Consider the following 24,334-nt stretch of genomic DNA (forward strand, 5'->3'; position numbering starts at 1 on the left):
GTAAAAACGTCCCAGATCTGAGCTTCCAGCGTTTCCGTGTTGTATCTTAATGAATCTGCAAGCGAAGTACCCTGGCCTTCCATTTTTATGATAGGCCGGCCTATATACTTACCCTTTGAATTGGTTGTACCGCGCGCAAATAGCTGCTTGGTACTGTCGTTATAGGTAATATAATCGGCATCCAGTTCTAAACCCTGATAAACCACTCTTGCGCCGCCGTACAGGTAAACAATTTTTTTGTCGTTGCTGAATCTTGTTGAATCTTTCGCCGAGTATTCCAGTTTCTCGCTCGCAACCGTATCTTTTGAGCTGGTATCCGTAACCGCTTTCTTAGGACCACTTCTTTTAGTCGTATCGTTCTGCCGGATGACCTGCTGCCAGGAAAACGAAGAAAAAGCGACGGCCCGATTACTAACAAATGTTAATAAAACAGTTAAGTTAAGAAAAATGATATACCGTAAAAGTTTCAAATTCGTGTGTGAATGTTATTTTTGCATTAATGTTTAATCCAAAACGTTCAAAATTAATGAAAAATATACCATTGCTCAGACCAAAAGCTATTTTGATCGTATTTATTTCTTTGGCAATCAATATTGTATCTAGCTATCAGGCATTTACGCAAGGATATAAAATAAAAACTATTGTAATTGACGCCGGTCACGGCGGCAGGGATGGCAGTACCAGGGGTCTTTATTCTACTGAAAAGGACGTTGCACTGAAGACAGCCCTGCATCTTGGCGCGGCTATTGAGGCAAACATGAAGGATGTAAAGGTAATTTATACCCGTACTGAGGATGTTTTTATTCCGCTTTACGAAAGAATTGCCATAGCAAACAATGCCAAAGCTGATCTTTTTATATCTATCCATTGCAACGACATGCCTGTTCACAGGTCAACCGTGGTAACCGGATACAGAAGGAACAGCAGGGGAAAGCGGGTGCCCATTACCAGGACTGTAAGCAGAAAAAGTACCTCAACAAGAGGAGTAGAAACATTTGTCTCCGGTATTGGCAGGGTAAACGAACAGGATGAAGCGATAAAAAGAGAAAATGCTGCTATTTTTCTTGAAGAAAACTACAAAGAGAACTATGAAGGATTTGACCCCAACAACCCGGAAAACATGATCATTCTTTCGTTAATGAAAAACACATTCAGAACACAAAGCCTGAGGCTCGCCAAACTGGTACAGGACGAATACATCAATGCCGGCCGTATAGACCGAGGTGTTCAGGAAAAAAGCCTGGCAGTACTGGCGCGTGCCGGAATGCCGGCCATCCTCACAGAGATTGGATTTATCAGCAATCCTGAAGAAGAGGATTATATGAACTCTGAAGCCGGACAAAATGAAATCACCAATTGCTTATTGAAAGCCATTGAAAATTACAAAAAGAACGTCGAAGGATAATTATAACTAAACTACATTTTCATGAGATTAAACAAAGCCTTGTTCCCCTTGCCATTTCTATTTTTATTTTTCAGTTCATTGGTCACATTTTCTCAGGGTTACAAGGTCAAAACTATCGTTATAGATGCAGGTCACGGCGGCAGAAAACCAGGTGCACGGGGGAGCTTTTCTTTAGAAAAAAATGTAGCGCTTGAAGTAGCCCTGAAGCTCGGCAGAAAGATAGAAGAAGAAATGCCGGAGCTTAAAGTGCTCTATACCAGGAAAACGGATGTTGATGTAGATTTTTACAAAAGGGCCGCACTGGCCAATGACAACAACGCTGATCTGTTTCTATCCATACACTGTAATTCCATGCCCGACAGAAGGGTGATATCAGGTTACACGAAAAACAAAAAGGGCAAAAGAATTCCAAGATATACCTATCAAAAAAATACGACCACCAGCGGGACTGAAACCTTTGTTGCGGGTTCGCACCGGTTAAATGAACAAGATGCGGCCATTCGTGAAAATGAAGACATCAAACTCGAAAAAAATTATAAACAAAACTACAACGGCTACGATCCCAATGATCCTGAAACATTTATTATATTATCTTTGTTTAAGAATTTATTTAGGGACAAGAGCCTGAAACTTGCCAGATTAATCCAGAACAACTATACCAATGACGATAACAGGGTTAACAGAGGAGTAAAAGAACAGGGTTTGCTGATCTTGCAGCGTTGCGGATTACCTGCTGTACTTACTGAGATTGGATTTATTTCGAACCCCACTGAAGAGAAGTACATCAACTCAGACAGCGGACAGGCCGAAATTGTAAATTCTATTTTTAAAGCAATAAAAACCTATAAAAAGGAAACTGAAACCAACTAAATTCACAGCACCTGTATATAAAAAACACTCCTTTAAATGAAGATAGCGAACGAAACCAAAGTAGGCATACTGGCAGCCTTCTCCATTGCCTTATTAATAATTGGTTATAACTTTTTAAAAGGTAATGCCATATTTTCAAGTGAGACCATTTTATATGCCAGGTATTCGCATGTCGACGGACTGGCTGTATCCAAGCCGGTATTGATCAACGGATTTCAGATCGGACGTGTGGATAAGCTCCAGCTTCAGCCTGATGGCTCTATTTTGGCTACACTGAAAATCAAAGGTAAATATGAGATTCCAAAAAGCAGTATCGCCAAACTGGAAAGTACAGATCTGCTGGGCAGTAAAGCCATAGTGATGGCCCTGGGTTCGGGTAACGATTATGCACAGGACGGAGACACTTTAAATGCCAACGTTCAAAAAGGCATATTGGAAACCGTACAGCCTGTACAAAAGAAAGCTGAAATGATCATTGGCAAGATGGATTCAATTTTAACCAGCGTCAACTCTATCCTGAATCCCAATTTCCAAAAGAATGTAGACAAAAGCTTCAACAGCATATCGGCTACCCTTGCGTCTCTGGAATCTACTTCTAAAAAAGTAGATAACCTTGTCGGTTCTGAGGGATCACGCGTTTCTGCTATCCTTGCCAACGTGGAGGCCATTTCCAGCAACCTGAAACAAAATAATCAAAAAATCAGTGCCATCCTGAACAACATCAATTCTGTTACTGACCAGGTTGCCGCAGCCAACTTCAAACAGACCTTGGATAATGCGAATAAGGCGGTTGTTGACCTGCAGACCATCGTTGGCAAGATCAATAATGGTCAGGGTTCATTAGGGCTTCTGGTAAACGACACCAAACTATATGACAATCTGAACAATGCCTCCAAAAATCTGGACAATCTGATGATGGACCTGAAGGCAAATCCTAAGCGCTATGTTCATTTTTCCGTATTCGGCGGCGGGAGTAAAAAGGATAAATAAACTATCTTTATATCGTATAGGTATTTCCTTCAATTGCCAGTTCAGTTTTTTCAAAGACAGACCTGGCTTCTTCCAAAAGTGCCTGCAATGTCTTATATCTTGAGGAGAAATGCCCGATCAGCAGTTTGGAAGCTCTTGTAGCCCTGGCGATTTCTGCGGCCTGTAATGCCGTAGTATGATGTGTCTGATTTGCCCGGTCGAGCATTTCATGCAAAAAAGTGGCCTCATGGTATAGCAGATCACAATCTGAAACACTTTCAAAATACCTTTCATCCAGTAAAGTATCTGAACAATATCCATACCTTCTCGGCGTATCAGAATCAGTAGTGTATTCAGCGTTTAGCAATACCCTGCCATCCGGTAATTCCAGGTCTACGCCTCTTTTTAGCAGGGGATAATAATCAATGTTGATTCCTTCAGCCTCCAATTTCTCCACGATAAGCTTGCGCAGGCGTTTCTTTTGGGTAAACCTGAATCCCGTACATGGGATCCTGTGGTTCAGGATCACGGTATCCACTACCAGATCGGCATTTTCAAATATCTGCACCGGCTCTGCGGCTTCTGTAACTACAAATTCTATCGGGTACCTGATCACGGTCTCAGAATACTTAAACTGCAATGCCAGGATCTCCTGAAGGGCTGCAGGAGCAAAGATTTTGAGCGGCTTGATGCGTCCGTTTAAATGAAGGCTTGACAACAGCCCTATCAGCCCAAAATAATGATCGCCATGTAGATGACTGATGAATATAAAATCTATTTTACTGGCCTTAAAACCATATTTGATCAGTTGCTGCTGGGTACCTTCCCCGCAATCGATCAGGTAAAACTTCTCATTACAATTTAAAAGCTGGGCTGTCGGATTTCTATTATGTACGGGAGTAGCAGAACTGCTGCCTAAGATGGTAACCTCAAACTTCATTAACTCAAATCTACGCCGCCCAGCAATTCCTTCTCAATTTCATCCATAAAGATCAGATCAGTAGCTTCATCCAGCTTGGAAACAATAGTCAGTGACTGATCCAGATTAGACATCTCCAATATTTTGGCTACCGCATCGTTGACGCCTGTTACGATAAAGAGACCATTAGCTTTTTTACAAAGCCTGTCGCCTACCAGCAAACTGCTCAGATCCTGAGAATCATCGCATTGTTTAATGGACGACAGATCTAAAACAATATTACGGAAACCTTCTGCATTCAATAAAATGAATTCAGATTTCAATTTAGGCGTATTCTCGTTTGTAAACTTAACTTCATCCAGCCCTAAAACGACATACTTTTCGTGCTTATCTATTGAAAATTTCATGATACTGATTGTGAATTAAATACGAAAATAAGTAAAATTTACCAAAATTAAGCTAAAAGCTGCCCCAATGCTGCCGTTACGTTTTGCTCTATTCTTCTGACCACATCATTTGCGTCGTTTTTTACAAATGTATCTCCAGTGATCTGCTCGTACAGTTCAATATAACGCTCCGAGATAGAACTGACAATTTCAGGGGTCATTAAGGGCACTACCTGTCCATCCTTGCCCTGGAAACCATTTTCTATCAACCATTTGCGGACAAATTCTTTAGACAGTTGTTTTTGAGGCTCACCGGCATCCTGCCTTTTTTCATACCCATCAGCATAAAAATAACGCGAAGAATCAGGAGTATGGATTTCATCGATCAGGTATATATCTTCGGCAACCTTACCAAATTCGTATTTAGTATCCACCAGTATCAATCCGCGCTCTGCGGCCATTTCCACGCCACGCTGGTAGAGTGCGTGCGTATAGTTTTCCAGATGCGTATAATCAGCCACCGACACAATGCCTTTAGCTAAAATATCTTCTTTTGAAATGTCTTCGTCGTGCCCTACCGATGCCTTGGTGGTCGGGGTAATGATCGGCTGCGGCAGCTTGTCGTTTTCCTTCAACCCCTCAGGTAATGAAACTCCGCAAACGCTGCGCCTTCCGGCACTGTATTCGCGCCATGCATGTCCGGCGAGGTAGCCTCTAATGACCATTTCCACCTTAAACGGCTCGCAAATACGGCCAATCGTTACCATTTCATCCGGGGTATCAATCACCCAGTTGGGCACTATATCTTTTGTAGCTGCCAAAAACTTAGCAGCGATCTGGTTCAGCACCTGCCCCTTAAAAGGTATTGCCTCCGGCAATACCACATCAAATGCAGAAATTCTGTCGGTGACCACCATCGCCATAAAGCTGTTGTCAATGGTATATACATCACGCACTTTCCCCTTATAAAAATTTGTCTGCTTAGGGAAGCTGAAATTTGTCTCTTTTATTGCTGTCATTTCCTATTACTGTATATCTCCGTAGGCCTTTAATATCCTTTTTACCAGTTTATGCCTCACCACATCCTCACCGGTCAGGTAAATGATGTCTATACCCGGTATGCCGTCAAGGATTCGCAATCCATTGTGCAGTCCTGACATCTGTTTCCTTGGCAGATCTATCTGGGTTACATCACCGGTTACGATAAACTTCGCCGAAGGACCCATACGCGTCAGAAACATCTTCAATTGAAGATCTGTAGAGTTTTGGGCTTCATCAAGGATCACAAAGCAATTGTCCAGCGTTCTCCCCCTCATAAATGCAAGCGGTGCAATTTCAATTGTCCTGTTCTCCAGATAGAGCTTTAGTTTCTCTGCAGGGATCATATCGTCCAGAGCGTCATATAGGGGCCTCAGGTACGGATCAACCTTTTCTTTCAGATCTCCGGGAAGGAAACCTAAATTCTCTCCCGCCTCAACAGCCGGTCTGGTTAGTATAATCCGTTTGATCTCTTTATTCTTCAATGCCCTTACGGCCAATGCCACCGCAGTATAGGTCTTTCCAGTTCCGGCAGGACCAATTGCAAACAGCACATCATTTTTAATGATACTGTCTACCATTCTTCTCTGGTTAGCAGTTCTGGCTTTCACCATCAGGCCGTTCGTCCCAAAAACGATCACCTCACCACCGCCGCCATTTCCGCCGGCAGCCTTATCGGGTGCGGATGTTTCATCTTCAGCAGCAATTTTTTTTGAAGCCAGAATGGTCTCTACATCACTTGCCAGCAGGGAGCTGTATTTTTCCAGATGACTGATCAGCTGAAGATATTTCTTTTCAAAAGCCTTCAGTTCCTGCTCATCGCCAAGCACTTTCACCTCATTACCGCGCGCTACTACTTTCAATTTTGGAAAAGCATTTTTGATGATCTCGTAATGCTCATTATTAGTTCCCCAAAACTGTACCGGATCTACCGATTCTAATGTTAATTTTAGTTCGTTCAAAATATTGTTTTTTTGATTGAGGTGTATATTCTGATTTAAAAATTGAATATTTGTACGCGATTTGCCGCCTACGCAAGATTAAGAATAAATATTCAATTTTTAATGGCTATTATTACTTTAACAACGGATTTAGGTTCTAAAGATTTTTACCAGGCTGCACTCAAAGGAAGCATTCTGAGCATCTTGCCTGCAGCCAATATTGTTGACGTAACACATGAGGTGCCATCATTTAATATTTCTTATGCAGCGTTCGTTCTTAAAAACGTATACCCTTATTTTCCAAAAGGCACAGTCCACCTGATCGGCATAGATTCTGTATTCAGTGAAAACACAAAATACATTGCTTTAAAGTACCGGGACCACTTCTTTGTCGGTGCAGACAACGGTATTTTTTCCTTACTTTTTGATGAAAAGCCAGACGAGATCGTAGAACTCAACATCATGCAGGACCTCAAATACCTGCACTTTCCGCTGGTCGATATATTTGTTAAAGCTGCGGTACATCTGGCCAAAGGATCCAAACTGAAAGATATCGGTGTGCCAACCGACAGCATAGAACAAAGGATGCTTTTAAATCCCGTCATCGAGCGCGACATTATCCGTGGAAGTGTCATTTATATCGACACTTTTTGCAATGTGATCACCAACATCACCAAAGATCTGTTTACAAAGATCCAGCGGAATCGTGACTTTACACTTTATTTCAGAAAAAGCGAAACCATTACCCAGCTGAGCTGGCATTATAATGAAGTACCCGAAGGTGAAAAACTTTGTTTATTCGGGATCAGCAATCACCTTGAAATTGCTATAAACAAAGGAAAAGCAAGCGGACTGCTGGGCTTGCACCTCAGTGATATCATCCGGATTGAATTCCATCCGTAAAAGTAATGAGGGCATAGAGTTTGCTTACAATTATTTAAAGAAACCTGCTATGATCAAACTGTTACCTTTCCTGCGTTTGCCGGTGCTGACCTTTTTTGTCATCGTCATGTGCACATGCTGCATTTCATTTTCCGCCCGGGCATTTCAGGCAGACACCAGTGCTTATCAAACCCAGCGGTTAAAGGTCAACTCCTTACTCACAGATCGCAGTAACAAATTTGGGCAATATGATCAGAGTTTAGATCAGCGAACAGGCATTTTCGGTTTTCAAACCAAACAGGATATTAAAAATTCCAATGAGATATTAAGACAGATCGTACTTAACGACAACAATATCTTTAAAGAGCTGAAAATACTGATGAATTACAAAGACCAGGAAGTGCAGCAGGCCCAGCGCAGTGCAAACAGCACCAATACCCGGATCCAAAGCTACATGCTGTCCATCAAAAAATTGCAGGACCAGAATGAACTCCTCAAAAAGGAAGCAGAAAACGGGAGAGCCGGCAAGACACTCTACATCAGCATCGCAATACTTTCACTGATTGCGTTACTGGGCGCTGTATACTTTTTCAGAAACAAACTCAGGGCTGCACAACAATCTTAATGGCAAAGCAATGAAAAAATGGCTGTTTAAGATATTGGTAAAGATCAACAAGGCGGTACTGCCTAGTCTTTATCAAAAAGATCCAATGAAGCTGAGCACCCTGCAAAAAGCAATATTGGCTTACCGGTACTGGGCGTTGACACAATCTTTGTAGACATTTATTACCGGAAGACAATATTAAAGGCAGACAACATTATATGCTGGCAATATTACTGGCAAGCAGTCAATTATTTGATATAAAAAATCGTCATTGCGAGGTACGAAGCAATCTCCTGGCAGCATTTAACCAGAGATTGCTTCGTACCTCGCAATGACGATAGTAATTTCGGACTACTAATCCGTCTTATTGTTATTTATTGAAATGCCCGATTATTTATTGAAATGTTCAATAATCAAAGTAGCCAGTTCAACTCCTATCCTTTCCTGTGCCTCATTTGTTGCGGCCCCAATATGCGGAGTTAACGAAATCTTTGCATGCTGCAGAATTCCTGTTCTTGGAGTAGGTTCATCATCATAAACATCCAGACCAGCAAAAGCAACTTTACCACTGTCAAGTGCGGCAATCAGTGCCTCCTCATCAATAGTTCCACCCCTTGAGCAATTGACCACACCCACGCCTGGTTTCATTTTCGAAAACTCTTCTGCGCCCAATATCGGTTTATCCGCAAACGGGGTATGCAAGCTGATGAAATCACTGCCAGAGATCACCTCTTCCAGTGAAACTGTTTTGAAAGGGATCTCTACAGAAACACCGCCCTGAAAAGTCAAAGGAAGCGTACCTTCTGCAGGAAAAAGATCGTAAGCCAGCACATTCATACCCAGCCTTAATGCAACCTTGGCAGTTTCACGGCCTATACGGCCAAAACCGATGATCCCCATAGTCTTGCCCTGCAGCTCAACACCACCGGCATAGGCCTTTTTCAGTGCATTAAATTTAGTGGCACCTTCAACAGGCATTTTCCTGTTTGAATCCTGTAAGAAACGAATCCCTGTAAACAAGTGTGCAAATACCAGTTCAGCTACCGATAAAGACGAAGCCGCAGGAGTATTCACAACCGCAACACCCTTACTGCGTGCATAGTCCACATCAATATTATCCATCCCTACACCACCCCTGCCGATCAGTTTAATGTTAGGTACCTGATCAATCAGTTCTTTACGAAGTTTGGTAGCGCTGCGTACGGTTATACCGTCATAATTCAGCAATGCCTCAGCTAATTTATCTTGTGCAACAGTTTCTGTATCAACAACAAAGCCCGCGTCTTCCAGTAATTTTTTACCGACAGGATCGATCCCGTCGTTTGCAAGTATCTTAATCATTAACTTATATTTTATTGGTGTTTTTCTGCAAAAATCTGCATTAATTCTATTAAAGCATGAACACTGGTGATCGGCAGCGCATTATAAATCGACGCTCTGAAACCGCCCACACTTCTGTGTCCTTTTATGCCCTCAACCCCATTCTCTTCCGCAAATTTCAGGAAGGGTTTTTCCAGTTCAGGATTTTCCATCACAAAGCAAACATTCATCCTGGAACGGTCTTCAACCGCACAAGTTCCTTTAAACAAAGGATTTCTGTCAATCTCCGTATAAAGCGCATGCGCTTTGGCCTTGTTCTCCTTTTCAATTTCCGCAACTCCGCCTTTGGCTTTCAGCCATCTCAGATTGAGCATGGCCACATAGATAGAAAATACCGGAGGCGTGTTGTACATGGATCCGCCTTCAATGTGAACTTTATAGTCCAGCATCGAAGGAAGTTTCCTTCCTGATTTGCCCAGGATCTCATCTTTAACAATAGCAATGGTCAGACCTGCAGGGCCAATATTCTTTTGGGCACCGGCATAGATCAGGTCAAACTGGGAAACATCAATTACCCTGCTCATAATGTCTGATGACATATCGCAAACTACAGGAACATTTGTCTTAGGAAAACTAAACAGCTCCGTACCATATATCGTATTGTTGGAAGTGCAGTGGAAATAAGCACTGTCTTCAGGAATTACATAATCCTTAGGTACATAAGTAAAGTTCGACTCTTTTGATGTTGCCACAACATTCGCTGTTCCAAAAACCTTCACTTCTTTAATCGCCTTATTTGCCCACACACCGGTTTCCAAATAGGCAGCTGTGCCACCTTCCGGCAATAAATTCATAGGAACCATTGAAAACTGCAAACTAGCGCCGCCTTGTAACAACACAACCGAGTATCCCGATGGTATATTCATTAATTCTTTAATCAATTTAACGGTTTCTTCTACTACCGCTTCAAATTCAGCAGTTCGGTGAGAGATCTCCAGGATGGATAAACCATCTTTAAAATCCAGTACCGCCTGTGATGCTTGTTTAAATACTTCTTGAGGTAAAATACATGGGCCTGCGCCGAAATTGTGTCTCATTTTTATGGTGATTTATAATGGATGTAAATCTAGCAATTTTATATGTTTTATCGTCTGGAATTCTTGAATTTTATGATGAGTTTGAAGTTCAGCTGACGTCCGGTCAAATAGTTTGGAATAGCATATTGTACGTTATTTACATCTTTTAACCACAAATACGAAACAGTATTGTTGATGTTCAACAAATTAAATACTTCCAGATGCGCAGAAAACGAACTAAAATATTTATCTAAAAATTTAGGCTTCCGCAAGGCCAGATCATCCAGAAAATCTTTTGAAAATCCGATGTCTACACGCTTGTATGCCGGGATGCTAAAATCGTCAGAATATTGTCTCACCAGCGGTGCACCCAGCGGCAGTTTGGAACCATAAAGCAGGTTCAGGTGCACCTTATAGGTCGGGCTGTTCAGCAACCGGTCCTGAAAGTAAACAGAGAAGTTTACCCTTTGGTCTGTTGGCCTTTTTAAATACCCATTGTCATCTCCCGGGATGTCCTGATTGGCCTTCATCAGGGAAATCCTAAAGTAAGAAAGCAGATCTTTTACAAACTCTCCTCCTACGCTAAAATCGGCCCCGTAAGTATAGCCGCGGGCCTGCTCCCTGGCCAGGTATTTGATCCTCACATTGTCCATCATATACGGAATTAACCGATCCTGGTATTTAAAATAAAGTTCGGAGGTAAACTTGAGCCGTGTACCCAGACCATCAAAAGCATAATCCAGACCTATCGAGGTATTGTACGATCTCTGTGCCTGCTGATGCAGGTTGGGCACGCCGTTAAAGTCCCTGATGCTTCTATAATCCGGAGCCTGCTGGTATACTCCTGCTGTAAACCTGAAGATCTTATTGTTATTGGGAGACCGGTAGGCGAGCAGCAATCTCGGACTGAGGAGCAGCTGTTCACTCAGCGAATTGTAGTTTGCCCTTACCCCCAGCTGCAGATCAGAATGGCCGGACACCTTGTAGCTGTCCTGCACATATGCAGTAAGATACTGTATAGAAATCCTGTTTTCGGTGCCGATAAAATTATCCTGATAAAAACTTTTAACACTGCCCGGCAATAGAAGTCCTGCAGAATCAATCAAACTATATTCTGTCAGTTCATCCCGGTAATTTTTGTTTTCAAACCGGAACCCTGCAGAAAAGACATGGCTGTTATAGTTTTGATCGGCCTTTATTTCTGAACTGAAAATTTCCGATTCCAGGTTGTTATGGGCATAATTGCTATAGCCTCCTGTAGCTTTACTCCTGGTGCCCTTCGTTCCCGCATTATTATAAAGTTCATCCAGTAAATACCTGCCTTTTATATCAATACGTTCACGTTCCAGTGTATTAAAATAACTGTTGATCCATTTGACCGACAGATTGGCTTCAGGAAACCAGGCAGCCGTTAATGCAGCCCCGGCTGACTGGTAATCGTCTACCTCCTCTCCGGCATAGACCGTCTGCAATCTCAATAAGGTATTCAGCGTACCAAATTTCGTCTCACGGCTTTCCGGCACCAGCCTGAAGCTGCCGCTGTTGAAACTGCCTAAAAAATTGAGGGAGAACTTTTCAGACAGGTCATACTGATAGATCAGCTGAGCATCTGTAAAGCTTGGGGCATAACTGCCCCTGTTGTCCTGTTTATTCAGTACAGTAGAATTATTCTTATACCTCAGTCCCGCAAGCAGGTAACTGTTTTTGTTCAATATCTTTGAGCTAAAAGCCCCGCCGAGAAAACCCAGGTTTAGTATAGCCTGACTGCTATCCGGCCGGTTATAACGAACATCCAGTACTGAAGACAGCTTATCCCCATAACGGGATTCAAATCCACCGGCAGAGAATTTGGCTGAGCTGAGCAAATCGCTGTTGATAAAACTTAGTCCCTCCTGCTGCCCATTTCTGATCAAAACCGGTCTGCTGATTTCTATGTCATTTACATAAACCAGGTTTTCATCAAAATTACCGCCCCTTACACTATACTGCGAACTCAGTTCATTGTTTACTGACACGCCGGGCAATGTCTTAAGTATTGCTTCAAAATTTCCGGATACAGAAGGTCTGGTTGAAACATCTGCAATGTTGATGATGGAGGTATTACTCAACTGGTTTTGTTTATTGGTAATGGTTACCTGCTCCAGTTCATTGATATTTTCTGTCATGACCACATCCTGAACCATCCTGCCTGCCTTGTCTTGCCTGACCTCAGTCAGAATAGACTTGTAGCCCAGCAAGCTGTATTTTAAAGTAAAAAAGGTACTGGTAGAATAAATGTTATAAACTCCTTTTTCGTCTGAGATTGCAGACTGGTTCTGGCCGAGAATACTTATAGTAACCTTTGGCAGCGGATTTTTAAGGTCATCAGTAACCGTACCTGTAACCTTGATCACCGGCTGGGCTTGCACATAGACAAATCCCAGCAAAATCATAAAAAGCAACAGACGGATTTTGAGCATCAATTTTTTAGAGTTTCACGATTCCAGCGTCAAGTTTTTTCATATCTGCAATCACATCCTGCGGTGAAGCAGCGGCAAATACCGCATTGCCGGCCACAAACACATTGGCTCCGGACTGTATCAATATTTCAAGGTTATGCAATCCTACCCCGCCGTCTACTTCTATCAGCAAGTCAGGATTTAACAGTGAAGCCATCGCCCGCAGTTCCTTCACCTTATTTAAAGTATTTGGTATAAACTGCTGTCCGCCAAAGCCCGGATTTACCGACATCACCAGGACCAGGTCGAGGTCCGGAAGAATGTCTTTCAGTAAAGATACCGGTGTATGCGGATTAAGTGCCACCCCCGCCTTGCATCCGGCAGCATGAATGGACTGCACCACCCTGTGCAAATGTGTGCAGGCTTCGTAATGCACGGTGATTACAGCAGCACCGGCTTCCGCAAAACGCTCGATATAATGCTCCGGGTTTACGATCATCAGGTGAACATCCAAAGGTTTCCGCGCATATTTTTCAATGGCAGCCATGACAGGAAATCCAAATGAAATATTTGGGACAAACACACCGTCCATAATGTCTACATGAAACCAGTCCGCCTCACTTGAGTTGATCATTTCAACATCGCGCTGAAGATTGGCAAAATCAGCAGAGAGAACAGATGGTGCGATTAAGTGTTTCATGGTGTTTGGGGGCTATTTATGAGGTAAAGATAAATAAATAACCCATGTAAATAAAAAGCCTCCCGATTTATCGGGAGGCTTTTAAATAGTAGTATTACTATTCTGAATAAATTATTCAGCAGCTGTTCTTACGCTGGTTTATTTTCCGCTGATCCTTCTGCCCTTGCAGGACGAGGCAATAATGCTTTTCTGGAAAGCTTCATTTTACCTTGTTTATCTACATCCAAAAGTTTCACTTCAATCTTATCACCTTCTTTAAACACACCGTCCATTGTTTCCAAACGGGTCCAGTCTATTTCAGAAATGTGCAGTAATCCGTCTTTACCTGGCATGATCTCAACGAAAGCACCAAATGGCATGATCGACTTCACTTTACCCTGATAAGTAGCACCTATTTCCGGTTTAGCAGCGATGGCATTGATACGGCTTACCGCAGCATCAATAGCAGCCTTGTTATCCGCAAAGATCTCAACGATACCCTTGTTGCCAACCTCTTCGATAGAGATAGAAGCGCCGGTTTCGCGTTGCATTTCCTGGATAATTTTACCGCCTGGCCCGATTACCGCACCAATAAATTCTTTATCAATGCTCAGAGAAACGATACGTGGAGCGTGGTCTTTGTAATCCTCACGAGGCGCAGAAATTGTTTTCTTCATCTCGTTCAGGATATGCAGACGGGCTTCTTTAGCCTGGTTCAAAGCGTTGGTTAATACTTCCCATTTCAAACCATTGATCTTCAAGTCCATCTGACAGGCTACGATACCTTTTTCAGTACCGGTTACTTTAAAGTCCATATCACCCAAATGATCTTCATCACCTAAAATATCTGAAAGGATTGCGTATTTACCTGTTTTCTCATCAGTGATCAATCCCATGGCAATACCCGAAACCGGTGCTTTGATTTTGATACCGGCATCCATCAGCGCAAGTGTACCTGCACAAACAGTAGCCATTGATGAAGAGCCATTAGATTCCAGGATATCCGAAACAATACGGATCGTATATGGATTTTCTTCCAGCCCTGGCAATACTTTCTTCAAAGAACGCATCGCTAAGTTACCGTGACCGATCTCACGACGGCCTGCACCCCTGTTAGGACGAACCTCACCGGTTGAGAAACCGGGGAAGTTATAGTGCAGTAAGAATTTATTGTATCCATTGATGAAAGCACCATCGATCATCTGCTCATCATCTTTAGAACCTAAAGTAACAGTGGTCAATGATTGAGTTTCACCACGGGTAAACACCGCTGAACCATGTGCTGCAGGCAAATAGCCTACTTCAGACCAGATCGGGCGTACTGTGCGCGCATCGCGGCCGTCCAAACGAATTCCTTCGTCTAAAACCAGGTTACGAATGGCATCATACTGTACATCGTGGAAATATTTTTTAGAAAGGAAGCCGGTTACATCATCAATGTCTTCGCCCAAAGTAGCAATGAAGTCCATTAACACTGCACCAAACGCGTCGCCGCGCTCACCTTTGCTCGTATTGCTTTTCGCAATTGCATATACTTTATCATAAGCATAAGCAAAAACCTGCGCTCTCAATTCAGGATTACTGTCTTCATGAGAATAAGTACGCTTTACCGTCTTACCTACAAGCTCGGCCAGTTCTTTTTGGGCCTGAACCTGTATCACGATAGCCTTGTGTGCAAACTCGATCGCCTCAACCATTTCAGCCTCAGAGATCTCATCACACTCACCTTCCACCATCACAATATCATTTTCAGTACCGGCAACAAGGAATTCCATATCAGCGCGCTCTAAATCGCTTACATAAGGGTTGACCACAAATTTGCCGTCAATCCTTGCTACGCGTACTTCAGAGATCGGTCCGTTAAAAGGAATATCTGAAACCGCGATCGCGGCAGAAGCTGCCAGACCGGCTAAACAGTCAGGCATTATATTTTTGTCAGAAGAGATCAAAGAGATCATCACCTGCGTATCAGAGTGATAATCTTCAGGGAACATCGGACGTAAAGCACGGTCTACCAAACGGGAGATCAAAACCTCATAGTCAGACAGCCTTGCCTCACGGCGCAAGAAACCACCAGGAATACGGCCTGCGGCGGCATATTTCTCCTGATAATCTACAGATAAAGGTAAAAAATCGACACCAGCCTTTGCACCTACTGTAGAAACTACAGTTGCCAAAAGCATGGTATCACCCATTTTAACTACTACTGAACCATCTGCCTGTTTAGCTAACTTTCCGGTTTCAATCTCGATTGTTCTTCCATCGCCCAGATCGAACGATTTTTTTATTACATTCATTTAAAATTAGTTGTGGTGTGTTTTCCTCTTTTACACACCGGATTTATATATGTGTTTTTTACTTTTAAAGTAAAAAGCCATTCCAGAAGAATGGCTTTTCCTGATATAATTACGCTTATTTGCTGTCTTTCGACCCCAAAGGTTTAATGATATCCCTAAGTCCTAATGACTTAATGATAGCACGGTAACGCTCAATATCTTTTTTGAACAGGTAAGCCAGGATACCGCGGCGTTTACCTACCAATTTTTGTAGTGACAACTGGGTAGAAAAATCTTTACGATTTTTCTTTAAGTGTTCTGTTAAGTGCGCAATACGATATGTAAATAACGCTACCTGACCTTCTGCTGAACCTGTGTTGGTTTCTACTTCTCCGTGCTGTTTAAAGATTTCGGACTTCTTTTCTTTACTTAAATACATTCTTGAATGGTACTAAAGTGTATAAAATTAATTAATTGCTGCAAAGATACTTTAAGTTTTAAAGATTAACAACATCTCCATGTAATTCAATTTATATTAAGTTTGTAAACCCAATCGCCTGATCATGGAAACAACCCGGTACAGCATATTTGAAAGTGAATTGAAAGTCCGTCCTGATGACATCGACATGTTCAACCACGTCCACAACAGCAAATACTTTGATTATGTGCTGGCGGCCAGGTATGATCAGATGGCGGAATTTTACAAAATGCCCATGGAGTCCTTTTTGGAAAGCGGCTATGGCTGGGTGGTGCGTACTGCCCTTGTTGATTTTAAACGTCCGCTCCTGCTCGGCGATGTCATTGCTGTACGTACGGGTATCCTGACCATCAATGAAAAAGGATGCCGTGTACAGTTTGAAATTGAAAACAAGCGTACCCGCAAGATTGCCGCTGATGGCTGGTTCGATTATGTCATGATCGATACCAACACTGGCAAAGGCTGCAAGGTCAATGAAGACATGATCAAAGCCTACAGCATCTGATTTATTTTCCCATAACCCTGCCCGGTTTATCGGGTTTACATGCCTTCCTACTGAGTAAGCAATGTCTAAACAATAGATACGGGGTGAGTGCACCTTTTTTCGGAAAAAAGGTGCACTCACCGTGGACTCAGGGTGCACTCACCCTGCACTCAGTAAGAACGGAAACAAAGCTCAGAAAGAAACCATATACTATCGGACGAAATAGAAAATGAAATGGAGAGCGCTGAATTAGCTGTTTAAACATTAAACAAATATTTCATAAAAATAATAAAATGTTGTTGTAATTAAAAAAAACAATTCTATATTTGCCACCTTACAAACAAAAACCGCAGAACGATGAAAATCTTTGCAGTCCGTTTGAGGTTCTAAGAACCAAGGGCTCCACCTTCTCGCAGCATCACAGATTCAGCAATTCGGGGCTGATGACGGTTTAATTTATTTCTTTTTTATTTCCTATTTTATGTCAGAACAGAATACAGCTTCACTGGGCAAGCTATCTCAAATTTTTAATCTTATCAAACAGGCCATCAAAGGCGAGGAACTCGACTTTACTCAGGGAAGTATCCGTAAAGCAGTGGTACTGCTGGCCATACCTATGATGCTGGAAATGGCCATGGAATCTGTCTTTGCATTGGTAGACCTTTACTTTGTGGGCCATCTGCACAACAGCAGTCACGCCATTCAAACCGTAGGGCTAACGGAATCCGTACTTACGGTGATCTATTCGCTCGCCATTGGCATGAGCATGGCGGCTACCGCTGTAGTGGCCAGACGTATCGGCGAAAAAAATCCCGAGGCGGCAGCCAGGGCAGGCATACAGGCAGTAATTATTGCTTTCGGCATCAATCTGGTCATCAGTGTCGCCGGTTTCATTTATGCAACAGATATCCTGTTGTTAATGGGTGCCTCTGCAGAAACCGCAGCACAGGGAACTCCTTTTATAAAGATCATGATGGGCGGCAGTATCATTATTGTATTGCTGTTCCTGATCAATGGTATCTTCAGAGGAGCAGGTAATGCAGCTATAGCTATGAAAAGTTTATGGATCGCCAATATCGCCAACATTATACTATGCCCTGTCTTCATCAATGGCTTCGGACCCGTTCCTGCATTTGGACTTACCGGCGCCGCTATGGCTACCAGTATGGGCAGGGGCATTGGTGTCTGCTACCAGGTCTATCACCTGGCCAACGGCAAAAATCAGCTGAAGATCCATTTGTCCTATTTCAAACCGCAGTGGGAACAGATCAAGGCTTTGTTAAAGATCGCGACTCCGGGTATCTTTCAGTTCGTCATTGCTTCCTGCAGCTGGATATTTTTGGCGAGGCTGGTGGCAGAGACCGGCGGTGACCACGGTTCGGCAGGTTACCAGACCGCACTAAGACTCATGATGTTCTTTATGCTTCCGGCATGGGGAATGAGTAATGCCGCGGCGACACTCGTAGGACAAAATCTGGGGGCAAAACGACTGGACAGGGCCGAACAGTCTGTGTTTAAAACTGCAAAGTATGTCGCGATCTATATGGCTTCTGTCATGTTCATCACTTTTGCTGTAGGCCGGTACTTCATTTCTTTTTTCAGCAACGATGTCCAGATCCAGGAAGTTGCTCAGCATGCCTTGCACATCATGAGCATCGGGTATATTTTTTACGGTATGGGTATGGTACTGATCAGTACTTTTAATGGTGCGGGCGACACCTGGACACCAACCTGGGTAAATGTATTCGGATTTTGGTTATTCCAGATCCCGCTCGCTTTTCTGCTGGCAAAATATTTTGAACTTGGACCGACAGGAGTTTTTATAGCCATACCGGTCGCTGAAACGGGCATTGCCTTAGCGGGTTATATCCTGTTTAAAAAAGGAAGATGGAAAACCATTAAGGTTTAGCCGTTTCGGGCATATATTTTAATCCGGGCGTAAGCCAGTGCAATAGCATCACACGGGAGTAGCGGTAATTAAAGGGGGCAAACAACAATACACCTCCGATAGTTATCGCTACATATGCCCATAGATTCTCATAGGTAAGCTCGAGTCCAAAAAAATAAGCTCCGGCAGCTAATGCGATCATCTCTGCTACGTTCATGGCGTAGCTGATGAACATGGCCACATAAAAAAAACCCGGTTCTCTCTCAAAGCGGAGCTGGCAATGCGGACAGTATTCGTTAGTGACCTGTCCTTTAAGCGACAGCATACTACCAGAAAAAATAGCTCCCTCTCTGCACCTCGGGCATTTACAGGACACAACTGCTTCTAATTTAGAAATGGGTTTCATGATCCTCAAAATAAACATCCGCCCTCAATGGATCGGATACAGCAAAGATAAGGAGGTATATGATCAAACTTTATGATCCAGATCATAACACGTTTTTTCCGGGTCATGTGCAGGTCATATCATTTTTTAAAAAGCTTGCCCTTTATGAGTTTAAATTGCTGCTGATCAGAAAGTTTCTTTATAGCTCTGATCACTGTTTCCACCCTGAGCCCGCTCATGTCGGCCAGCTGCTGACGTGTCAGTTTGAGTTCTTCGCCGGGCTGCAGGTCTCCCAGCAGGTAATTGAGCAGGGTACTGATCCGGTGATCTGCCTGTTCATTGGCCAGTTCTTCGAGCATCATCGATTTGTAAAAGAGCCGGCTGCTCATGGTCCGGATCAGGTCCATGCTAAATTCACGATGTTCTTCCAGAAGCTGGAGAAACTGAGTTCTGTTTACTGCAATGATCTCGGTATCTTGTGTGGCGATGGTATCGGCGAGGTACTTTTTGTTGAGCAGCAGGGCGGGCTCACCAAAATACTCACCTGTCTTGAACAAACCCTGGATAAATTCCTTCCCCTCATCATTTACAGTGACCATTCTTACCCTGCCGCTTTTGATGAAATATACGGAACGGGGCATTGTATGGGCGTGGTAAATCACCTCGCCTTTTTTGTACATGGTTGTTTTATAATGATTGTCTAGCAGGTATTTGATCATGGTAAAAATTGAAGGTTTTTCTTTATCCTATGGTTTCCCTGACGAGTTTGGTATAGAAATCATTCAATTTCATGCCCATCGCTGCGACCTGCTGAGGAATAAAACTTGTTGCCGTTTGTCCGGGAATGGTGTTGATCTCAATAAAATAGAAATCCCCTTCATCTCCTGACAGGATAAAATCAATACGGACCACTCCCCGGCAGTTTAGCTTAGTGTATACCGCAGCAGCGATTTCTCCTACTCTTTCGACGGTCTCTGACCTTAATGGGGCAGGTGTGGTTTCAGTAGCGACTCCGGGTGTATATTTCGCTTCAAAATCAAAAAACTCTTTGGCAGTTTCTACTTCTGTAGCCGGGAGCACGGTGATCTTTCCATCCAGCTTCACTACGCCAACAGTAAATTCCCTGCCAGATATGAATTCTTCGATCAGGATCTGCGAATCTTCGTTAAATGCCCGTTCTACAGCAGCTTCCAGGTCATCGGCAAGATTAACTTTCGTCATCCCTATACTGCTGCCCCCATTGTTTGGTTTGACAAAATAAGGCAGTTTGAGGTCTTTTTTTATTTGAACGGTGCTGTAATTGCCATTTTTGAAGATCTGTACAGATTTGGCGACATTTAGCTGCGCAATGCCACAGACTATGGCTTTGGTATAACCTTTATTCATGGTTATGGCAGAGGTAAGCGCATCGCAGGTCGTATATGGCAGGCCCAGCATATCAAAATAACCCTGCAGCTTCCCATCTTCGCCTGGTGAACCGTGAATGGCAATAAATACACCGTCAAATTTAATTTTCCGGCCTTGTATGGTGAGGGAAAAATCATTGCGGTCTATTTCTATTTTTACGGAATCGGACGGCTCATAAAACCAGCCCTGCTGGGTCAGCATGATCTTATAAACTTCAAACTTGTCAGTGTCCAGGTTCTGAGCGATGGTGGCTGCACTTTTAACGGATACTACCCATTCTCCTGTAGTACCTCCGGTCAGTAATGCTATTGTTTTCTTCATGTTATGATCTGTCTGGGGGTCGTTATTTAAATCATCGTCAGAAAATATACTGCTTAAACATCATATTCATACGGTCGTCATGCCGGCGAAGGCCGGTATCCCGGAATAGAAAGGGGAACCTGCTAATACGGGAGCATGACGATCGCTTTAGCTAAAGCAATCATTCAGGATGACAATACCCATGAAGCTCAAAAATATAAATTACTTGGTGCTTTGTCATTTTAATTCCAATTAAATATTTTTTTAATCTAAATTTGGGCGACATACCTTCAGCATAAAAAACGCATGGGCAAATTCATATCTTATCTTAAAACAAACTCTTTTAGAAATAACTTCATCGCTGCTGTAATCACTGTTGCGATACTGCTTTTCATTGCGTTCTTTAGCCTGAGGTATTATACCAAGCATGGACAGGGGCTGAACGTTCCGGCACTCAAAGGTTTATCTTTTACCCAGGCGGTGAGCAAACTCGAGGAACTGGGTTTCAGGTATGAGGTGGATTCGGTTTACATTATGGACACCCCGCCGGGAACTGTCATTGACCAGGATCCTGACGCGAGGACCTTTGTGAAGGACAACCGTACAATTTACCTGACAGTAAGCATGAACACTGCGCCGAACGTCAAACTTCCTGATGTCGAATTCAAATCTTTAAGACAGGCACAGGCCATCATTGAAAGTTTTGGTCTGAAACTTGGGGATACCACTTATAAACCGGATGTAAGCAGAGATGTTGTACTGCAGGTTTCTTTTAGCGGACAGCCAATAAAAGCCGGCGAAACGATCCCTAAGGGATCAAGGATCGACTTTTTACTGGGTGACGGCAAAGGCAGTGAAGAGGTGGACATCCCTACCCTGCTGGGTCTTACCAAGGATGAGGCCTTGTTTGCCATAAGAAATGGCGCAATGCTGAGTTTGGGTACCGTTACTTACGAGGGCGCCGTCACAGATTCTGCTGCGGCAATTGTGATCAAACAGGACCCTATAGTTACAGATTCAACAACCAAAGTAAAGATCGGAACGCCGGTTAACATTACATTATCTAACAAAAAATAATATATACTACCCTTCTATATGTCAAACGAAGAAAATAAGAAAAGCTCCGGAAATGGCTCTAAAATAATGATCGCTCTTGTACTGGCAGTTTTGGCAGTCGGCGGATACTACGGACTTAAATTGTACAAAACCTATTTTGCACCCAATACAACAGGCAAGGAAAAATACCTTTATGTAAGGACCGGCTATAAAATTGATGACTTGTATCAGGAAATCAGGCTCAGGGACATGCTGACAGATATCAGTTCTTTTACCGCAGCTGCAGAGAAAATGGGGCTTCAGGGGACATTGAAACCGGGAAGGTATAAACTGGCGAAGGGCATGAACAACAGGAGTATCATCAATATGCTGAAGGCAGGAAATCAGGACCCGGTGATGCTGAAATTCCAGAACATCCGTAAGAAAGAAAACTTTGCAGCTTTTTTGTCCGGAAACCTGGAACCCGACTCTTTGACTTTCATTAACCTTCTGGATTCAGCCGCACTAATTGAAAAGTATGGTTTCACAAAAGACAACAGTTATGTGATGTTCATTCCGAATACCTATGAAATGTACTGGAATATTTCTGCTCCGGATTTCTTTGAAAGGATGCACGATGAATATAACAAGTTCTGGAATGAGGACCGCAAACAAAAAGCTGCTGCTTTAAACCTTACGCCCGTACAGGTTTCAGTTCTGGCATCTATTGTGGATGCAGAGGCATTATATGATAAAGAAATGCCCATTATTGCTGGTCTTTACCTGAACCGTCTAAATAAGGGAATATTGCTCCAGGCTGATCCGACTGTGATTTATGCCAATGACGATTTTACGGTAAAGCGTGTGACCAATGCGCTGCTCAGCGTACAGTCACCGTATAATACTTATAAATATGCGGGCTTACCTCCGGGGCCCATCATGATGCCCAGTATCAATGCGATAAACGCTGTTCTGAACAGGGATAACAATGACTACATTTATATGTGTGCTAAGGAGGATTTTTCCGGCTACCATAATTTCGCAATTACTGTGCAGGACCACGACCGAAATGCCAAAAAATACCGTGACGCTTTAAATAAACGCAACATTTACAAATAATCATGTATACACACAGCACCAAGATAAGAGTAAGATACAGTGAAACGGACCAGATGGGCTATGTTTACTACGGCAATTATGCGACATATTATGAGGTAGGCCGGGTTGAAATGCTCCGCAGTCTGGGCATGAGCTATGCGACGATGGAGCGCGATGGGGTAATGCTTCCGGTGCTGGAGCTAAACTGTAAGTTTATAAAGCCGGCCTTGTATGATCAGGAGATCACTATCGTGACCTCTGTAAGCGAATTGCCGGGCGTGCGGATAAGGTTTGAATATGAACTTTTTAATGAAGCCGGTGATTTGGTCAATACGGGTAATGCAACTCTGGTATTTATCGATAGGAATAAAAATAAGCCCTGCCCCGCTCCTGTAGAATTCATGGAAAAGCTCAGGAAATATTTTAACTAAAGATTAGATGGAATGGGTACATAATCAGCTGCTGAAGATCAAACTTTATTCCCTGTTTGTGGACTGGACGAAAGTTTGCGTTTTGCCGGGCTTTAGTCCACTGCCGTTATATACTGTGGCTACTTTCTTTTTTAAAGAGATTGGCAAAGATTCTTTGGTGAACAAGGCTTCTTCACTGGCCTACAATTTTATGCTAGCCATTTTCCCGGCCATTATCTTTCTGTTTACACTAATTCCCTTTATCCCAAAAAGCATTGGTTTCCAGGAACAGCTCATGAAGCTGATCATCCTGGTATTGCCAGCCGATGCTTATGGGGCATTTAGTACTACACTGGATGAGATCGTCAATAAGCAAAATAGCGGCTTATTGTCCTTTGGTTTTATATTGTCATTGTTTTTTGCTACAAATGGCGTACACAGCCTCATGATGGCTTTTAACAAGTCGTCTCTGATCATAGAGACCCGCAGCTGGCTTAAACAGCGTCTCATGGCGGTCGCGCTCACATTGATCATTGCTTTTTCTGTGATCGTTTGCATTGTGGCGATGACCGTCGGTGAAATCGCATTAAATTACATTGATACCGAACTGAACATCAAAGATGCGCTGACAACTTTTGCGATCCAGCTGACCAGATGGACCTTACTGGGTATACTTTATTTCGTAACGATATCTATTTTGTACAGGTACGGCCCCGCACATGCAAAAAAATGGAAGTTCTTTAGTGCGGGCTCCTGGCTGGCCACTATTCTTGCCTTCCTGACCATTTGGGGTTTCTCCTTTTACATCAATAATTTCAGTTCCTATAATAAAGTGTATGGCTCGATAGGTACGCTGATTGTGATTATGATCTGGCTATACCTCAATTCCCTGATATTGCTGGTGGGGTTTGAGTTAAATGCCAGTGTTGATCTGTCCAAACGCAGTGTGAAGATCATCAGGCCTAACTTCAATTTGTTCAAAAAATCGGCCCCTGCGGCCGATAAACTGGAGCGGAAGTAAATTTTACTTACTCAGTTTTAAGCAT

Annotated in this window: 25 protein-coding genes and 1 pseudogene; 12 read left to right on the plus strand and 14 right to left on the minus strand. The window is 43.0% G+C overall.

The annotated features are described in order from the left end of the window. Nucleotides 1-470 (minus strand): annotated as a pseudogene (locus tag VK541_RS08060) (LPS-assembly protein LptD); the annotation flags it as partial. Between the two features lie 56 nt (nt 471-526). On the opposite strand from VK541_RS08060, the gene VK541_RS08065 reads away from it, so the two are divergent. The 3 genes from VK541_RS08065 to VK541_RS08075 are packed head-to-tail and all read left to right on the plus strand — an operon-like array spanning nt 527 to nt 3,265. Further along, a complete protein-coding gene (locus VK541_RS08065) occupies nt 527-1,405 on the plus strand; it encodes an N-acetylmuramoyl-L-alanine amidase (RefSeq protein ID WP_324368714.1) in 879 nt (292 codons plus the stop codon). A 21-nt stretch (nt 1,406-1,426) separates the two neighbouring features. Further along, nucleotides 1,427-2,275: an N-acetylmuramoyl-L-alanine amidase gene (locus tag VK541_RS08070; protein ID WP_324368716.1), complete on the plus strand. Its 849-nt coding sequence runs from the start codon at nt 1,427-1,429 to the stop codon at nt 2,273-2,275. 36 nt (nt 2,276-2,311) lie between these two features. Then, complete coding sequence (locus VK541_RS08075) at nt 2,312-3,265, plus strand: MlaD family protein (RefSeq protein WP_324368718.1); 954 nt, start codon at nt 2,312-2,314, stop codon at nt 3,263-3,265. A gap of 7 nt (nt 3,266-3,272) precedes the next feature. On the opposite strand, the gene VK541_RS08080 is transcribed toward VK541_RS08075, so the two are convergent. From VK541_RS08080 to VK541_RS08095, 4 genes are read right to left on the minus strand one after another with little or no spacing between them, the layout of a single operon-like run. Next, entirely contained in the window at nt 3,273-4,184 is a 912-nt protein-coding gene (locus VK541_RS08080) for a ribonuclease Z (RefSeq protein WP_324368720.1), read from the minus strand. Beyond that, the gene (locus tag VK541_RS08085) at nt 4,184-4,570 is read right to left on the minus strand and encodes an STAS domain-containing protein (protein WP_324368722.1); all 387 of its coding nucleotides are present in this window, start codon (nt 4,568-4,570) and stop codon (nt 4,184-4,186) included. The genes VK541_RS08080 and VK541_RS08085 overlap by 1 nt, the downstream gene beginning before the upstream one ends. 47 nt (nt 4,571-4,617) lie before the next feature. Further along, nucleotides 4,618-5,568 carry a phosphoribosylaminoimidazolesuccinocarboxamide synthase gene (locus tag VK541_RS08090; protein ID WP_324368724.1) on the minus strand — a complete coding sequence of 317 codons (951 nt, stop codon included), beginning with the start codon at nt 5,566-5,568 and terminating at the stop codon, nt 4,618-4,620. A gap of 6 nt (nt 5,569-5,574) precedes the next feature. Beyond that, nucleotides 5,575-6,549, minus strand: coding sequence for a PhoH family protein (locus VK541_RS08095; RefSeq protein ID WP_324368726.1), 975 nt, complete (start codon nt 6,547-6,549; stop codon nt 5,575-5,577). Between the two features lie 102 nt (nt 6,550-6,651). On the opposite strand from VK541_RS08095, the gene VK541_RS08100 reads away from it, so the two are divergent. The 3 genes from VK541_RS08100 to VK541_RS08110 are packed head-to-tail and all read left to right on the plus strand — an operon-like array spanning nt 6,652 to nt 8,189. Continuing rightward, nucleotides 6,652-7,431, plus strand: coding sequence for an SAM-dependent chlorinase/fluorinase (locus VK541_RS08100; RefSeq protein ID WP_324368728.1), 780 nt, complete (start codon nt 6,652-6,654; stop codon nt 7,429-7,431). 49 nt (nt 7,432-7,480) lie between these two features. Next, entirely contained in the window at nt 7,481-8,035 is a 555-nt protein-coding gene (locus VK541_RS08105; protein ID WP_324368729.1) for a hypothetical protein, read from the plus strand. Nucleotides 8,036-8,045: 10 nt separating this feature from the next. Continuing rightward, nucleotides 8,046-8,189, plus strand: coding sequence for a hypothetical protein (locus tag VK541_RS08110; protein ID WP_324368731.1), 144 nt, complete (start codon nt 8,046-8,048; stop codon nt 8,187-8,189). Between the two features lie 215 nt (nt 8,190-8,404). Here the strand turns inward: VK541_RS08110 and VK541_RS08115 are convergent, their stop codons facing one another. The 6 genes from VK541_RS08115 to rpsO all read right to left on the minus strand — a co-directional run bounded on the left by VK541_RS08115 (nt 8,405) and on the right by rpsO (nt 16,242). Further along, nucleotides 8,405-9,355: a D-2-hydroxyacid dehydrogenase gene (locus VK541_RS08115; protein ID WP_324368733.1), complete on the minus strand. Its 951-nt coding sequence runs from the start codon at nt 9,353-9,355 to the stop codon at nt 8,405-8,407. 11 nt (nt 9,356-9,366) lie between these two features. Next, on the minus strand, nt 9,367-10,431 hold the full coding sequence (serC, locus tag VK541_RS08120) for a 3-phosphoserine/phosphohydroxythreonine transaminase (RefSeq protein ID WP_324368736.1): 1,065 nt from the start codon (nt 10,429-10,431) through the stop codon (nt 9,367-9,369). 47 nt (nt 10,432-10,478) lie between these two features. Beyond that, nucleotides 10,479-12,869, minus strand: a complete 2,391-nt coding sequence (locus tag VK541_RS08125) for a TonB-dependent receptor (protein ID WP_324368737.1) — start codon at nt 12,867-12,869, stop codon at nt 10,479-10,481. Between the two features lie 7 nt (nt 12,870-12,876). Next, nucleotides 12,877-13,548: a ribulose-phosphate 3-epimerase gene (gene rpe / locus VK541_RS08130; RefSeq protein ID WP_324368740.1), complete on the minus strand. Its 672-nt coding sequence runs from the start codon at nt 13,546-13,548 to the stop codon at nt 12,877-12,879. Between the two features lie 128 nt (nt 13,549-13,676). After that, a complete protein-coding gene (pnp, locus tag VK541_RS08135; RefSeq protein WP_324368742.1) occupies nt 13,677-15,824 on the minus strand; it encodes a polyribonucleotide nucleotidyltransferase in 2,148 nt (715 codons plus the stop codon). A gap of 115 nt (nt 15,825-15,939) precedes the next feature. After that, nucleotides 15,940-16,242: a 30S ribosomal protein S15 gene (rpsO, locus tag VK541_RS08140; RefSeq protein ID WP_324368743.1), complete on the minus strand. Its 303-nt coding sequence runs from the start codon at nt 16,240-16,242 to the stop codon at nt 15,940-15,942. A 124-nt stretch (nt 16,243-16,366) separates the two neighbouring features. Here rpsO and VK541_RS08145 point away from each other — a divergent pair, with 124 nt between their 5' ends. Both VK541_RS08145 and VK541_RS08150 read left to right on the plus strand, forming a co-directional pair. Then, the gene (locus VK541_RS08145) at nt 16,367-16,786 is read left to right on the plus strand and encodes an acyl-CoA thioesterase (RefSeq protein ID WP_324368745.1); all 420 of its coding nucleotides are present in this window, start codon (nt 16,367-16,369) and stop codon (nt 16,784-16,786) included. A gap of 460 nt (nt 16,787-17,246) precedes the next feature. Next, a complete protein-coding gene (locus tag VK541_RS08150; protein ID WP_324368747.1) occupies nt 17,247-18,674 on the plus strand; it encodes an MATE family efflux transporter in 1,428 nt (475 codons plus the stop codon). On the opposite strand, the gene VK541_RS08155 is transcribed toward VK541_RS08150, so the two are convergent. From VK541_RS08155 to VK541_RS08165, 3 genes are all read right to left on the minus strand, one after another. Beyond that, complete coding sequence (locus tag VK541_RS08155) at nt 18,664-19,059, minus strand: DUF983 domain-containing protein (RefSeq protein ID WP_324368749.1); 396 nt, start codon at nt 19,057-19,059, stop codon at nt 18,664-18,666. The two genes, VK541_RS08150 and VK541_RS08155, sit on opposite strands and share 11 nt — an antisense overlap. Nucleotides 19,060-19,178: 119 nt before the next feature. Next, entirely contained in the window at nt 19,179-19,757 is a 579-nt protein-coding gene (locus tag VK541_RS08160; RefSeq protein ID WP_324368751.1) for a Crp/Fnr family transcriptional regulator, read from the minus strand. A 22-nt stretch (nt 19,758-19,779) separates the two neighbouring features. Then, the gene (locus VK541_RS08165; protein WP_324368753.1) at nt 19,780-20,766 is read right to left on the minus strand and encodes a D-alanine--D-alanine ligase; all 987 of its coding nucleotides are present in this window, start codon (nt 20,764-20,766) and stop codon (nt 19,780-19,782) included. A gap of 285 nt (nt 20,767-21,051) precedes the next feature. On the opposite strand from VK541_RS08165, the gene VK541_RS08170 reads away from it, so the two are divergent. Genes VK541_RS08170 through VK541_RS08185 form a run of 4 tightly spaced genes read left to right on the plus strand, consistent with a single transcriptional unit; the run spans nt 21,052 to nt 24,309 of the window. Next, the gene (locus tag VK541_RS08170) at nt 21,052-21,822 is read left to right on the plus strand and encodes a PASTA domain-containing protein (protein ID WP_324368755.1); all 771 of its coding nucleotides are present in this window, start codon (nt 21,052-21,054) and stop codon (nt 21,820-21,822) included. An 18-nt stretch (nt 21,823-21,840) separates the two neighbouring features. Beyond that, nucleotides 21,841-22,899 carry an endolytic transglycosylase MltG gene (mltG, locus tag VK541_RS08175; RefSeq protein WP_324368757.1) on the plus strand — a complete coding sequence of 353 codons (1,059 nt, stop codon included), beginning with the start codon at nt 21,841-21,843 and terminating at the stop codon, nt 22,897-22,899. A 2-nt stretch (nt 22,900-22,901) separates the two neighbouring features. Further along, entirely contained in the window at nt 22,902-23,309 is a 408-nt protein-coding gene (locus VK541_RS08180; protein ID WP_324368759.1) for a thioesterase family protein, read from the plus strand. Nucleotides 23,310-23,316: 7 nt separating this feature from the next. Then, nucleotides 23,317-24,309, plus strand: a complete 993-nt coding sequence (locus VK541_RS08185; RefSeq protein ID WP_324368761.1) for a YihY/virulence factor BrkB family protein — start codon at nt 23,317-23,319, stop codon at nt 24,307-24,309. The last annotated feature ends 25 nt before the right edge of the window (nt 24,310-24,334 follow it).

Source organism: Pedobacter sp. (assembly GCF_035317785.1).
Lineage (GTDB): Bacteria > Bacteroidota > Bacteroidia > Sphingobacteriales > Sphingobacteriaceae > Pedobacter.